The following is a 12,977-nucleotide window of genomic DNA, read 5'->3' on the forward strand; positions in this document are numbered from 1 at the left end:
GAGCGGTGGTACTCGCGGGCGGCATCGCGCAGGGCCAGCTCGGCCGGGGACATGGAGGCTTCTTCGGACATGGTTGTCTCTTCCTGGGGAGGTGTTGTCAGGTCGAAGTAAGGAGTCAGCTACGCCGACGGCTGCGCCGGCCGGGCGCGCGCGGCGTCCGTGCCGGATGGTCAGTGCGAAGGGAGATGGAAGGTAGGAGCGAAAACCCGGCGCCTTGTGGGCGCCGGGCTTGCTGGGGATCAGCCCGCGGCGCGGCGCGAGAGGATTTCGAAGGCCGGCAGGGTCTTGCCCTCCAGCACTTCCAGGAAGGCACCGCCGCCGGTGGAGATGTAGCCCACGTCGGCTTCGATGCCGTACTTGGCGATGGCGGCCAGCGTGTCGCCGCCGCCGGCGATGCTGAAGGCGTCGCTCGCGGCGATGGCACGGGCAACGGCCTCGGTGCCCTTGGAGAAGGCAGCGAACTCGAACACGCCCACCGGGCCGTTCCAGACGATGGTGCCCGCGGCCTTGAGCTGCGCAGCGAGCTTCTCGGCCGTCTTGGGGCCGATGTCCAGGATCAGGTCGTCGGCTTCCACCTCGGTGGCGGCCTTGACGCTGGCCGGCGCGTCAGCGGCGAAGCGCTTGGCGGTGACGACGTCCTCGGGGATGGGCACCTCGGCGCCGCGGGCCTTCATGGCCTCGATCACGGCCTTGGCTTCCTGCAGCAGGTCCGGCTCGGCCAGGCTCAGGCCGATGGGCAGACCGGCGGCCAGCATGAAGGTGTTGGCGATGCCGCCGCCCACGATCAGGCCGTCCACCTTCTCGGACAGCGCCTTCAGGATGGTGAGCTTGGTGCTGACCTTGGAGCCGGCCACGATGGCCACCAGCGGGCGCTTCGGGTTGGCCAACGCCTTGGAGATGGCGTCGATCTCGGCCGCCAGCAGCGGGCCGGCGCAGGCCACCGGCGCGAACTGCGCGATGCCGTAGGTGCTGGCCTCGGCGCGGTGCGCGGTGCCGAAGGCGTCGTGCACGAAAACGTCGCACAGGGCGGCCATCTTGCGGGCCAGCTCTTCCTTGTTCTTCTTCTCGCCCTTGTTGAGGCGGCAGTTCTCCAGCAGCACCACCTGGCCCGGCGCGACCTGCACGCCATCGACCCAGTCGCTCACCAGCGGCACCTCGCGGCCCAGCAGCTCGCCCAGGCGCTGCGCCACAGGCGCCAGCGAATCCTCGGGCTTGAACTCGCCCTCGGTGGGACGGCCCAGGTGCGACGTCACCATCACTGCGGCGCCGGCGTCCAGCGCCATGCGGATGCACGGGATGGAGGCACGGATGCGCGTGTCCTCGGTGATGCGGCCGGAGTCGTCCTGCGGCACGTTGAGATCGGCCCGGATGAAGACGCGACGACCGGCCACCTGGCCTTGGGCGACGAGATCGGAGAAGCGAAGAACGTTCATGGAGAGCGAGCGCCGAAGAGCGGGCAATATTCCCGAAAGGCGACGATTCTAGGCCTGCCTCGTCACCACCCCAGGCCGAGGCGCAGCGCGAGCAGCACGGCGGTGCCACTGACGATGGTGCCCAGGATGCCCCGGCGCCACCAGAACCACGCGCTACCGGCAACCACGGCGAAGAGCCGCGCGTCCTGCCAGGTGTGGATGAGCACGCCCTGCGTCATCACCACCTCCGGCACCACCACCGCCGCCAGCGCGGCCAGCGGCGCGTAGCGCAGGCCCTGCTTGAGCCAGACCGGCAGCGGCATCTCGCGCTGCGACAGGAAGAAGAAGCTGCGCGTGAGCACCGTGATCAGGCCCAGCCCAAGGATCGTGAGGACGGCCTCTGCACCGCTCATGCCGCTCTCCGTTGCCGGGGCAGTTGCTCCATCAACAGCCCCATGGCCACCGCCGCGGCGATGGCCACCACGATGTTCAGCCGCAGCGGCAGCGCGTAGGCCGCCACCGCCGCGCAGCCCGCCACTGCGGCCGCCACCCAGGTAGCGCGGTCGGACAGCAGCGTGTTCATCAGGCCCAGCAGTGCCAGCGTGCCGGCGAAGCCCAGGCCCCAGTGCGTGGGCACGCGCTCGCCCAGCAGGATGCCGGCGACGGAGGGGATCTGCCAGGCACACCAGTTCAGCGACACCCCGCCCCAGAAGTACGGCAGCTGCTCCGCCGACGGCTTCGGCTCCGGGAAGCGCTTCATGAACAGCACGTAGTTCAGGTCGGCCGTGAAGTAGCCCAGCCGCAGCCGCTGTGCCAGCGGCAGGTGCGCGAAGTACGGGCGCCACTGCGCGCTGAAAATGACGAAGCGCAGGTTCACGCACAGCGCCGTGGCCCATACCACCCACACCGGCGCGCCCGCAGCGATGAGTGGCAGCGCAGCCAGCTGCGCGCTGCCGGCGAAGACCACCATCGACATCAGCAGCGACAGTGGCACGCCCAGCGCCTTGACCATGGCCACGCCCGTCACCAGCCCCCAGGCCGAGATGCCCGGGGCAATGGACATCATCTCGCGCGCCCCGGTCCGGAAGGACGGATGGCGCCATGGCGGCAGCGTGCCGCCCTCGGAACCTCGATTCATTGCCGGGATTGTGCCCGGGCGCCGACGGGGCTCAGCTCTTGCGCGCCTTGGTGCCAGGGCGGGACTGCTCGGCCACGTCGGCCGCGGACGCGGAAGAGGCGGCAGCGGCCGCACTGCTGGGGGGCGTCGCCGAGAGCTGCGGCGAGACCGCCTGGATGCTGTTCTCGCGCATGTAATCGTTCATCTCGCGCCAGCCGGCGAAGATGGCCGCCTTGTCAGCCTTGCGGTTGAGCGTGAAGCAGTCCTCGATGGCCCGCCCAGCATGGCGGCATGCACCGCCAATGGCCTTGCTCTCGGCCTCGCGCCGCGTCGCGGTGGTGTTCGCGGACTCATAACCCAGCTGCTCACAGCCCGCGAGCGCCAGGACGACAAGCAACAGGGACAGGCGCGGAGTCACGGCCGGGATGGGTAGAAGAAGGCGACGCTTACTTATCGACGCGCGGCGACCAAACTTGACCCGCCCACGCGTGCGCATTGCACGCGCGACGGACTTCCCTGCTTCAGCGCGCCATGGCCAGCAGCCGTGCCACGCGCTCCTCGGTGGCGGGATGGGTGCTGAACAGCCCCTGCAGGCCGCCGCCCGAGAGCGGATTCATGATCATCATCTGCGCCGTCTCGGGATGGCGCTGGGCCGCGGCCAGCGGGATGCCGGTGGCGTAGGCGTGGATCTTCTCCAGCGCGCTGGCCAGCGCACGCGGGTCGCCGCTGATCTCGGCGCCGCCGCGGTCGGCCTCGAACTCGCGCGCGCGGCTGATGGCCATCTGGATCAGGCTGGCCGCCAGCGGTGCCAGCAGCGCCACCAGCAGGCCCACCAGCGGATTGGTCGGACGGCCCTCGCCGTCGCGGCCGCTGAAGAACATCGCGAAGTTGGCCAGCATCGACACCGCGCCGGCCATGGTGGCGCTGATGGTGCTGATGAGGATGTCGCGGTGCTTCACGTGCGCCAGCTCGTGCGCCATGACGCCGCGCAGCTCGCGGTGGTTGAGCACTCGCAGGATGCCGGTGGTGGCAGCCACGGCGGCGTTGTCCGGGTTGCGGCCGGTGGCGAAGGCGTTGGGCGAGTCCTCGTCGATGAGGTACACGCGCGGCATCGGCAGCCCGGCACGCTGCGCCAGCTCCTGCACCATGCCGTAGAAGTAGGGCTCGGACTGGGCATCGACCTCGCGCGCGCTGTACATCTTCAACACGAGCTTGTCGCTGAACCAGTAGCTGAAGAAGTTCATGCCCAGCGCCACCAGCAGGGCCAGCGTCATGCCGGCACGGCCGCCGATGAGATGCCCGATGGCCATGAACAGCGCAGTGATGGCGGCCATCAGGATGGCCGTCTTCATCAGGTTGAACATTGTTTCGATTCCCCGGTGGGTTGCTCTCTCTGCCCGGTAGATGCGGGCCGCGGCCGCAAGTTCAATCGGCCTGTGCCGCGGGCAGCGCGGGCCCGCGGCGGCTCAGCCCGCCAGACTGCGGCCCGCGCCCAGCGCAAGCTGCTGCTGGAAGACGCGCACCGGCACCCGCTTGCCGCCCGGGCGCTGCAGCTCCAGCAGCGCCAGGGCGTCCTCCCCGCAGGCCACGACCAGTTCCTGCGCATCGGCGCGCAGCACCATGCCGGGCGGCCCGGAGAGTTCGGGCCGCAGCGCCGCGCGCCAGAGCTTCACGGCCTGTCCGTCGAGGTTGAAGCTCATGCCCGGGAAAGGGTCGAAGGCGCGCACGCGGCGCTCGATCAGCGCGGCGGGCTGGCTCCAGTCGATGGCGCCTTCGGCCTTCTCGATCTTGTGCGCGTAGCACACGCCCTCGGCCGGCTGCGGCACGCGCGGCAGACGGTCGAGCTCGCGCAGCGCCTGCACGATGGACGCAGCGCCCAGCGCCGCCAGACGGTCGTGCAGCGTCGCGGAGCTTTCGTCCGGCGCCAGGTCCAGGGCATGCACCAGCAGCATGTCGCCGGTGTCCAGGCCCTCGTCCATCTGCATGATGGTGATGCCGCTTTGCGCGTCGCCCGCCTCCACCGCCCGCTGGATGGGCGCGGCGCCGCGCCAGCGCGGCAGCAGCGAGCCGTGGATGTTGAGGCAGCCACGCGGCGGCAGCTCCAGAACCCAGCGCGGCAGGATCAGGCCGTAGGCCGCGACCACCATCACGTCGGCGCGGGCCGCCTGCAGGGTCTCGCGCGCGGCGGCGGCGTCCTCAGGATATTTGCCGTCCAGGCGCAGGCTGCGCGGCTGCGCCACCGGGATGCCGTGCTCCAGCGCCAGCTGCTTCACCGCCGAGGGCTGCAGCTTCATGCCGCGACCGGCGGGGCGGTCGGGCTGCGTGAGCACCAGCGGCACGGTGAAGCCGGCATCCAAGATGGCCTGCAACGCCACGCGGGCGAATTCCGGCGTGCCGGCGTAGGCCACGCGCAGCGGCGCGGCGGCGGCGCCGGGGGCCGCCGTTCCGGGCATGACGCCGCTCATGCGCGCTGCGGCTCTTCGCGGTTCTTCTTGAGCAGCTTGGTCTTGATGCGCTCGCGCTTGAGCGGGCTCAAGTACTCGACGAAGACCTTGCCCAGCAGGTGGTCCAGCTCGTGCTGCACGCACACGGCGGTCAGTCCCTCGGCCTCGAACTCCTGCACGTTGCCGTCGCGGTCCAGCGCACGCACCTTGACGCGGGCATGCCGCTGCACCTTGTCGTAGATGGCCGGCACCGAGAGGCAGCCCTCGTCGCCCACCATCATTTCCTCGCTGCGCTCGGTGATCTCGGGGTTGATGAGCACCACCGGCTGGTCGCGCGTCTCGGAGGTGTCCATCACCACCAGACGCTCATGCACGTTGACCTGCGTGGCGGCCAGACCGACGCCATCGGCGGCGTACATGGTGTCCAGCATGTCGGCAGCGAGGCGGCGGATGCGCTCGTCCACCGCCTTCACCGGGGCGGCGACGGTGTGCAGGCGGGGATCGGGATAACGCAGGATGGGAAGCTGGGCCATGGCGCAAGGCCCCCGGCGTCGCGGCGCTCAGTGGCGGGAGGCTGCGCGCAAGGGCTGCACAGCAATCGGGGCCACGGCCTGCGGCGTGCCTGGGGGCAGAATCAGGTGATACCGGGCCTGCATTTTCGCCCATCGGTCAGGCCGTCACCGGCGTGTGCCCATGAACCGCAGCGCCCTGGCGCCCCAACGCCGTGCAGGTGCTGCACCGACCAGGAGCCTTGCACCATGGCCTTTTCATCCCCGGAGCCGGCCTTTACGGAGCCGCCACCTGCCACCGACCACCTTTTTCCACGTGCAGGCGAGGACGAGCTCCGGGCGTGGCTGCGCCTGGTGCTGAGCGTGGGCCGGGTGACGGCGCGGCGGCTGCTGTCCGCGCTGGGCACGCCGCAGCAAGTGTTCGACAACCCGGTCGAGACGCTGCGGGAGCTGGTGACGCCGGCCCAGGCCCAGGCGCTGTCGGCGCCGCCGAAGGAGCTCGAACGCTGCCTGGCACAGACGCTGAACTGGCTGGACGGCGGCGTGGACCGGCATGTGGTGACGCTGGGCGACCCGCTGTATCCAGCCACGTTGCTCGACACCGCCGACCCGCCCCTGCTGCTGCACCTGCGCGGCCGCCACGAGCTGCTTGCCCGGCCGGGCTTGGCCGTCGTCGGCAGCCGCAACCCCAGCGCCCAGGGCGCGGACAACGCCGCCGCCTTCGCCCGCTTCTTCAGCGAGGCCGGCTGGACCATCGTCTCGGGCCTGGCGCTGGGCATCGACGGCGCCGCGCACGAGGGCGCGCTGGCTGGTCCGGGCAGCACCATGGCGGTGCTGGGCACGGGCATCGACCGGCTCTACCCGGCGCGCCACCACGCCCTGGCGCTACGCATTGCGGCCCAGGGGCTCCTGATCAGCGAGTTCCCGATGGGCACGCCGCCGCTGCGGGAGAACTTCCCGCAGCGCAACCGGCTCATCGCCGGGCTGACGCGCGGCACGCTGGTGGTGGAGGCGGCGTTGCAATCCGGCTCGCTGATCACGGCGCGGCTGGCGGTAGAAAGCGGCCGGGAGGTGTTTGCCATTCCGGGCTCGATCCATGCACCGCAATCGCGCGGCTGCCATGCGCTCATCAAGCAAGGAGCCAAGCTGGTGGAAAGTGCCCAGGACATCCTGGAGGAGCTGCAGATGGTGCAGAAGAACGGTTCGCAACCCGTGGACCCCGAACGTAAGGCGTCGAAGCCTGCTTCCGCCACGCCACTGCCGGCCGATGACGGCCCGCCCGACGCAGTGCTGGCTGCGCTGGGGCATGACGCCGCAACGCTGGACATGCTGATCGACCGTACCGGCTGGCCAGCGCCCGCGCTGGCGGCGCGGCTGCTGGAATTGGAGCTGGAGGGCCGGCTGCAGCGCCTGCCCGGCGGGCTGTACCAGCGCCGCGGCCTGGCCTGAACGCATCGCGGCGCTGCCCACACGGGCATCCTTCCTGCAAGCCTGCGTTCAGATGCCCTGAGCTATAGTGACTCCCATGTTCGACGTGCTCGTCTACCTGTACGAAAACTACTGGCGCCCTGACGCTTGTCCCGATCACGACCAGCTCACGCGCAAGCTTTCGGCGGTGGGCTTCGAGTCTGACGACATCGAGGAGGCGCTGAGCTGGCTGGACGGTCTGGCCGGCGTGGCCGAGTCCTGTTCGCAAGCCCAGGCCTCCACGAGCATGCGTGTGTACACCGCCGCGGAGTGCGAGCTGCTGGGCGATGCCTCCATTGGTTTCATCAGCTTCCTGGAAGGCGCCGGCGTGCTGCCGCCGCTCATGCGCGAAATGGTGATCGACCGTGCCAGCGCCATCGGCCGCGTGCCGCTGGAGCTGGAAGACTTGAAGATCATCGTGCTGATGGTCTTCTGGAGCCTGGGCGAAGAGCCCGATGCGCTGATCCTCGACGAGCTGTTCGTAGACGACGCGGAGCGCATCATCCACTGATCGATTCAGCCAGCGTGCCGGGCCACTCTCGCCGCCTGGATGCACCGACCAAAAGACAAGGGCCGCTATTGCGGCCCTTGTGCTTCATGGGGTCTGCGGTGTCACACCGCAGCGCCGGCGTTGGGATCGTTGGGATCCGAGCTGCCGCGTGAAGAGGCCTTCACCAGGTCTTCGCGCTTGACGCCCAGCCACATGGCGATGGCGGCAGCGACGAACACCGAGGAGTAGATGCCGAACAGGATGCCGATGGTCAGCGCCACGGCGAAGTAGTGCAGCGTCGGACCGCCGAAGAGCAGCATCGCCAGCACCATCATCTGCGTCGAGCCGTGCGTGATGATGGTGCGGCTGGTGGTGCTGGTGATGGCGTGGTCGATCACCTGCATGGTGCTCATCTTGCGGTACTTGCGGAAAGCCTCCCGGATCCGGTCGAAGATGACGACCGATTCGTTGACCGAGTAGCCCAGCACTGCCAGCACCGCCGCCAGTACCGCCAGCGAGAACTCCCACTGGAAGAAGGCGAAGAAGCCCAGAATGATGACCACGTCGTGCAGGTTGGCGATGATGCCGGCCACGGCGAACTTCCACTCGAAGCGTATGGCCAGGTAGATCATGATCCCGGCCACCGTGACGGCCAACGCCAGCGCACCGTCGCGCGCCAGCTCTGAACCCACGGAAGGGCCGACGAACTCGGTGCGCGAAAGCTTCAGCGGTTCGCCGCCATCGGCGGCCACACAGGCCTGGCGCGTCGTGTCACCTTCACCGGGACGCGTTTCCACGCGCCCCTGCGTCGCCTGGCACAGCGCGCCGAAGACGCGGCTGGCCACCTCGCTCTGCTTCACGTCGCCGCGCACAGGCAGCCGGATGAGCACGTCCCGCGCAGTGCCGAAGTTCTGCACCTGCACTTCACCGAAGCCTAGCGACTCCACGGCGGCGCGTGTGCGGTCGATATCCGCAGCCTGAGCGTAGTTGACCTCCAGCACCGTGCCACCTGTGAATTCGATGGACAGGTGCAGGCCGCGCGTGACCAGGAAAAACACGGCCGCGGCGAAGGTCAGGAACGAAATGATGTTGAACACCAGCGCATGCCGCATGAACGGGATGTCGCGCCGGATGCGAAAGAACTCCATGCAGGTCTCCGAGGGCTACTGCTGCTTCAGGCCTTGGCGGCCGGGGTGTCGCCCTCGGGGCGCCAGACTTGGCCGATGGACACCGACTTCAGGCGCTTCTTGCGCCCGTACCAGAAGTTGACCAGGCCACGCGAGAACATCACGGCCGAGAACATCGAGGTGAGGATGCCCAGGCAGTGCACGACGGCGAAGCCGCGCACCGGGCCTGAGCCAAAAGCCAGCAACGCCACGCCGGCGATGAGCGTGGTGACGTTGGAGTCCAGGATGGTGGCCCAGGCGCGCTCGTAGCCGGCGTGGATGGCCGTCTGCGGCGAAGAGCCGTTGCGCAACTCCTCGCGCACGCGCTCGTTGATGAGCACGTTGGCGTCGATGGCCATGCCCAGCGTCAGTGCGATGGCCGCGATACCCGGAAGCGTCAGCGTCGCCTGCAGCATGGACAGCACCGCCACCAGCAGAAGCAGGTTGAAGGCCAGCGCCAGCGTGGAGAACACGCCAAACAGCAGGTAGTACGCGCACATGAACGTGGCGATGGCCAGGAAGCCGTAGGTCACGCTGTGGAAACCCTTGGCGATGTTGTCCGCCCCCAGGCTCGGCCCGATGGTGCGCTCCTCGATGATTTCCATCGGCGCCGCCAGCGAGCCCGCGCGCAGCAGCAGCGCGGTGTCGCTGGCTTCCTGCGTGGTCATGCGACCGGAGATCTGGACGCGTCCGCCGGAAATTTCCGAGCGGATCACGGGCGCGGTAACGACTTCACCCTTGCCCTTTTCGAACAGCAGGATGGCCATGCGCTTGCCCACGTTCTCGCGCGTGATGTCGCGGAAGATCCGTGCGCCCTTGGCATCGAGCGTCAGGTGCACGGCGGGCTCGTGGTTTTGGCCATCGAAGCCCGGCTGGGCGTCGTTGAGGTTCTCGCCGGTGAGGATGACCTGGCGCTTGACGATCAGCGGCGCGCCGCCGCGCTCGACGTAGCGCTCGGTACCGAAAGGCACGGGGCCTGAGCCCACGGCGGCCGCGGCCGCCTCGGCACTGTCGTCCACCAGGCGCACTTCCAGCGTGGCGGTGCGGCCGATGATGTCCTTGGCCTTGGCGGTGTCCTGCACGCCGGGCAACTGCACCACGACACGGTCCGTACCCTGCTGCTGGATCACCGGCTCGGCAACACCGAGCTCGTTGACGCGGTTGTGCAGCGTGGTGATGTTCTGCTTGAGCGCAGCCTCCTGCACGGCGCGCGCGGCCTGCGGCTTGAGCACGCCAGTCAGACGCAGATCACTGCCCTCGCCCATGGGCGTCCATTGCAGGTCAGGCAGCTGGGTGGTGAGCAGGCTCTGGGCGCTGGCGAGCGTCGCGGCATCGCGGAAGCGGACTTCCACGTTGTTGCCCTCGCGCGCGATCCCGGCATGACGCACGTTCTTGTCGCGCAGCAGCGTGCGTACGTCACCGGCCATCGATTCGGCCTTCTTGGTCTGCGCCGCCCGCATGTCCACCTGCATCAGGAAATGCACGCCGCCGCGCAGGTCCAGGCCCAGGTACATGGGCAGTGCGTGCAGCGACGTCAGCCAAGCCGGCGAACGGCTGACCAGGTTGAGCGCGACGATGTAGGTCGGGTCGGCCGGATCCGTGTTGAGGGCGCGATTGAGCGCGTCTTTTGCCTTGAGCTGCGTATCCGGATCGGTGAAGCGCGCACGCACCGAATTGCCGTCGAGTTGCACGAAGTCGGGCTGAACGCCCGCCTGCTTCAGCACGTCTTCAACGCGTTGCGTCAGCGCGGCATCGACCTTGACGGTGGCCTTGCCGCTGGAGACCTGGACCGCAGGGGCCTCGCCAAAGAAGTTGGGCAGCGTGTACACGAGCCCGACCAGCAGCGCGATCGCCAAGATCGCGTATTTCCACCAGGGATAGCGGTTCATCGATGGTTCCTTGCGCCGCGCGAACCCGGCGCCTGCGACCGCCCGTCAGGACGGGCACGCCGCGAATTACTTGAAGGTGCCCTTGGGCAGCACCTGCACCACGGCGCTGCGCTGCACCTGCATTTCCACACCGTTGGCGACTTCGATATGGACGAAGCTCTCGCCGAGCTTAGTGACCTTGCCCAGCAGACCGCCGGCGGTCACCACCTCATCGCCCTTGGCCAGGGCGGAGATCATGGCCTTGTGCTCCTTCTGCCGCTTCATCTGGGGACGGATCATGATGAAGTACAGCACCACGAACATCAGCACCAGAGGCAGCATGCTCATCAGGCTGTCAGTGGCAGAGGCGGCCGGGGCGGCGGCCTGGGCAAAGGCGGGGGAAATCAACACGGCAGGCGTTCCTTGTTCTGTAAGGTGTCCAGCGCCCGCGCTACCGACGGCAGCGCGAAGCAGGGAACCCGGGATTCTAAGCGGCGGTCAAGCCACCATCGGAGTGGCTTGGAGTGACATGCCGGCCGGTGCGTTCCCTTGATGGCCACAAGCACTGCACATACACAAGGCATACGCCCAAAAGCAAACAGGCCGTCACACGGACGGCCTGTTTTGATTTTTGGTTGCGGGGGCTGGATTTGAACCAACGACCTTTGGGTTATGAGCCCAACGAGCTACCAGACTGCTCCACCCCGCGACTGAAGAATTGAATTCTAGCAAGCCTTTTGGCGGCACACAAGGGCTGCTTCGAAAAAGTTTTGTTGACGCACGGAACCCCAGGATGGCGGCCCCAGCACAACAGGGGCGCCAAGGCACGAAAAAGCCCGCTCAGGGCGGGCTTTTGTATGAGGCGCTGTATCGCGACTTATTCGGCAGCAGCTTCAGCAGCCGACGCAGCTTCGGTGGTCTCGGGACGATCCACCAGCTCGACGTAGGCCATGGGAGCGTTGTCGCCAACGCGGAAACCCATCTTCAGGATGCGGGTGTAGCCGCCCGGACGGGCCTTGAAGCGCGGGCCCAGGTCGTTGAACAGCTTGACGACGATGTCGCGGTCACGCAGGCGGTCGAAAGCCAGGCGGCGGTTGGCCAGCGTGGGCTCCTTGGCCAGAGTGATCAGCGGCTCGACAACGCGGCGCAGTTCCTTGGCCTTGGGCAGCGTGGTCTTGATGGCCTCGTGCTGCAGCAGCGACACGCACATGTTGCGCAGCATGGCGGCGCGGTGTTCGCTGGTACGGTTGAGTTTGCGGGGGCCGTTACGGTGGCGCATGGTGCTTTCCTTTCCTTATCAAACCCCCGGCCGGATCAGGTACCGGGGGGTGCACCGGGCCGCCCGCCAAGGCGGCCCTATTTCGTAGGTCACAGGCACAGTGGCAACTGCGCCTGGCGTTCATCAACGCTTGTCGAGGCCTTGCGGTGGCCAGTTCTCCAGACGCGCGCCCAGGGTCAGGCCGCGCGAGGCCAGCACTTCCTTGATCTCGTTGAGCGACTTGCGGCCCAGATTGGGAGTCTTGAGCAGCTCGGTCTCGGTGCGCTGGATGAGGTCGCCGATGTAGTAGATGTTCTCTGCCTTGAGGCAGTTGGCCGAGCGCACGGTGAGCTCAAGCTCATCCACCGGGCGCAGCAGGATCGGGTCGAACTGGGCACTGCGCTGCGCAGGCTGGTCAAAGGCGGCGATCTCGTTGCCTTCGAGTTGCGCGAACACGGCGAGCTGTTCCACCAGGATCTTGGCCGAAGCGCGGATGGCTTCCTCCGGCGAGATGGCGCCGTTGGTTTCGATCTCCATCACCAGCTTGTCGAGGTCGGTACGCTGTTCCACGCGCGCGTTCTCCACGGCGTAGCTCACGCGACGCACAGGCGAGAACGAAGCATCGAGAACGATGCGACCGATGGCCTTGGTCGGCTCGTCGCCGTAGCGGCGCATGTTGCCGGGCACGTAGCCGCGGCCCTTCTCGACCTTGATCTGCATGTCGAGCTTGCCGCCTTGCGACAGGTGCGCAATGACGTGCTCGGGATTGATGATCTCGACGTCGTGCGGCGTCTGGATGTCGCCGGCGGTGACGGGGCCCTCGCCTTCCTTGCGCAGCACCAGCGTGACCTCGTCACGGTTGTGCAGCCGGAACGTCACGCCCTTGAGATTGAGCATGATGTGGACCACGTCTTCCTGCACGCCGTCGATCGTGGAGTACTCGTGAAGCACGCCCGCGATGGTGACTTCCGTCGGCGCGTAACCCACCATCGACGACAACAGCACACGGCGCAGGGCGTTGCCCAGCGTGTGGCCGTAGCCGCGCTCGAACGGCTCGAGTGTCACCTCGGCACGGTGACCACCCAGCGACTCGACGTTGATGGCCTTGGGTTTCAGCAGATTGGTTTGCATTGAGTCCTGTTCCTGTCAATACCCTCGGCTCGTTACACCGATAAGGCTGATGGAGCTGCCGGGCCTGACGCAGCCCGCTGCACGCCCGGCATGCACAGCAGGTCTGCCGCCGCCA

14 protein-coding genes and 1 tRNA gene are annotated in these 12,977 nt (G+C 67.9%); 2 read left to right on the top strand and 13 right to left on the bottom strand.

The features are described from left to right. Window positions 1-239 precede the first annotated feature (239 nt). From H537_RS0106600 to def, 7 genes are all read right to left on the bottom strand, one after another. On the bottom strand, window positions 240-1,433 hold the full coding sequence (locus tag H537_RS0106600; RefSeq protein WP_028997261.1) for a phosphoglycerate kinase: 1,194 nt from the start codon (window positions 1,431-1,433) through the stop codon (window positions 240-242). Between the two features lie 62 nt (window positions 1,434-1,495). Beyond that, window positions 1,496-1,825, bottom strand: a complete 330-nt coding sequence (locus H537_RS0106605; RefSeq protein WP_028997262.1) for an AzlD domain-containing protein — start codon at window positions 1,823-1,825, stop codon at window positions 1,496-1,498. Further along, a complete protein-coding gene (locus tag H537_RS0106610; protein ID WP_043458337.1) occupies window positions 1,822-2,550 on the bottom strand; it encodes an AzlC family ABC transporter permease in 729 nt (242 codons plus the stop codon). Before H537_RS0106610 ends, H537_RS0106605 begins: the two co-directional genes overlap by 4 nt. A gap of 31 nt (window positions 2,551-2,581) precedes the next feature. After that, the gene (locus H537_RS0106615) at window positions 2,582-2,947 is read right to left on the bottom strand and encodes a hypothetical protein (protein ID WP_043458338.1); all 366 of its coding nucleotides are present in this window, start codon (window positions 2,945-2,947) and stop codon (window positions 2,582-2,584) included. A gap of 103 nt (window positions 2,948-3,050) precedes the next feature. Beyond that, on the bottom strand, window positions 3,051-3,893 hold the full coding sequence (gene htpX / locus H537_RS0106620; RefSeq protein WP_028997265.1) for a zinc metalloprotease HtpX: 843 nt from the start codon (window positions 3,891-3,893) through the stop codon (window positions 3,051-3,053). 102 nt (window positions 3,894-3,995) lie between these two features. After that, a complete protein-coding gene (fmt, locus tag H537_RS0106625) occupies window positions 3,996-4,943 on the bottom strand; it encodes a methionyl-tRNA formyltransferase (RefSeq protein ID WP_028997266.1) in 948 nt (315 codons plus the stop codon). Between the two features lie 47 nt (window positions 4,944-4,990). Then, window positions 4,991-5,506, bottom strand: a complete 516-nt coding sequence (def, locus tag H537_RS0106630) for a peptide deformylase (RefSeq protein ID WP_028997267.1) — start codon at window positions 5,504-5,506, stop codon at window positions 4,991-4,993. 225 nt (window positions 5,507-5,731) lie between these two features. Between def and dprA the strand changes: the two genes are divergently transcribed. Both dprA and H537_RS0106640 read left to right on the top strand, forming a co-directional pair. After that, window positions 5,732-6,931, top strand: coding sequence for a DNA-processing protein DprA (dprA, locus tag H537_RS0106635; RefSeq protein ID WP_084150491.1), 1,200 nt, complete (start codon window positions 5,732-5,734; stop codon window positions 6,929-6,931). 76 nt (window positions 6,932-7,007) lie between these two features. Further along, entirely contained in the window at window positions 7,008-7,460 is a 453-nt protein-coding gene (locus H537_RS0106640) for a Smg family protein (protein WP_028997269.1), read from the top strand. Between the two features lie 101 nt (window positions 7,461-7,561). Here the strand turns inward: H537_RS0106640 and secF are convergent, their stop codons facing one another. The 6 genes from secF to H537_RS0106670 all read right to left on the bottom strand — a co-directional run bounded on the left by secF (window position 7,562) and on the right by H537_RS0106670 (window position 12,862). Beyond that, window positions 7,562-8,587 (bottom strand): protein translocase subunit SecF, encoded by a 1,026-nt coding sequence (gene secF / locus H537_RS0106645; protein WP_028997270.1) that lies wholly within the window; start codon window positions 8,585-8,587, stop codon window positions 7,562-7,564. Between the two features lie 26 nt (window positions 8,588-8,613). Then, entirely contained in the window at window positions 8,614-10,494 is a 1,881-nt protein-coding gene (gene secD / locus H537_RS0106650) for a protein translocase subunit SecD (protein ID WP_028997271.1), read from the bottom strand. Window positions 10,495-10,560: 66 nt separating this feature from the next. Beyond that, complete coding sequence (gene yajC / locus H537_RS0106655; RefSeq protein ID WP_028997272.1) at window positions 10,561-10,884, bottom strand: preprotein translocase subunit YajC; 324 nt, start codon at window positions 10,882-10,884, stop codon at window positions 10,561-10,563. A 221-nt stretch (window positions 10,885-11,105) separates the two neighbouring features. Further along, a tRNA-Met gene (locus H537_RS0106660) sits at window positions 11,106-11,182 on the bottom strand. A 168-nt stretch (window positions 11,183-11,350) separates the two neighbouring features. Beyond that, window positions 11,351-11,752: a 50S ribosomal protein L17 gene (rplQ, locus tag H537_RS0106665; RefSeq protein WP_028997273.1), complete on the bottom strand. Its 402-nt coding sequence runs from the start codon at window positions 11,750-11,752 to the stop codon at window positions 11,351-11,353. A 123-nt stretch (window positions 11,753-11,875) separates the two neighbouring features. After that, a complete protein-coding gene (locus H537_RS0106670; RefSeq protein ID WP_028997274.1) occupies window positions 11,876-12,862 on the bottom strand; it encodes a DNA-directed RNA polymerase subunit alpha in 987 nt (328 codons plus the stop codon). Window positions 12,863-12,977: the final 115 nt, after the last annotated feature.

Origin of the sequence: Azohydromonas australica DSM 1124, from assembly GCF_000430725.1 — a bacterium.
In the GTDB taxonomy this organism is placed as follows: Bacteria; Pseudomonadota; Gammaproteobacteria; order Burkholderiales; family Burkholderiaceae_C; genus Azohydromonas; species Azohydromonas australica.

Bases quoted from the DNA above. Each gene is read 5' to 3' on its own strand.
- H537_RS0106600 (WP_028997261.1), bottom strand. From the start codon at position 1,433: ATGAACGTTCTTCGCTTCTCCGATCTCGTCGCCCAAGGCCAGGTGGCC.
- H537_RS0106605 (WP_028997262.1), bottom strand. From the start codon at position 1,825: ATGAGCGGTGCAGAGGCCGTCCTCACGATCCTTGGGCTGGGCCTGATC.
- H537_RS0106610 (WP_043458337.1), bottom strand. From the start codon at position 2,550: ATGAATCGAGGTTCCGAGGGCGGCACGCTGCCGCCATGGCGCCATCCG.
- htpX (WP_028997265.1), bottom strand. From the start codon at position 3,893: ATGTTCAACCTGATGAAGACGGCCATCCTGATGGCCGCCATCACTGCG.
- def (WP_028997267.1), bottom strand. From the start codon at position 5,506: ATGGCCCAGCTTCCCATCCTGCGTTATCCCGATCCCCGCCTGCACACC.
- dprA (WP_084150491.1), top strand. From the start codon at position 5,732: ATGGCCTTTTCATCCCCGGAGCCGGCCTTTACGGAGCCGCCACCTGCC.
- H537_RS0106640 (WP_028997269.1), top strand. From the start codon at position 7,008: ATGTTCGACGTGCTCGTCTACCTGTACGAAAACTACTGGCGCCCTGAC.
- secF (WP_028997270.1), bottom strand. From the start codon at position 8,587: ATGGAGTTCTTTCGCATCCGGCGCGACATCCCGTTCATGCGGCATGCG.
- secD (WP_028997271.1), bottom strand. From the start codon at position 10,494: ATGAACCGCTATCCCTGGTGGAAATACGCGATCTTGGCGATCGCGCTG.
- rplQ (WP_028997273.1), bottom strand. From the start codon at position 11,752: ATGCGCCACCGTAACGGCCCCCGCAAACTCAACCGTACCAGCGAACAC.
- H537_RS0106670 (WP_028997274.1), bottom strand. From the start codon at position 12,862: ATGCAAACCAATCTGCTGAAACCCAAGGCCATCAACGTCGAGTCGCTG.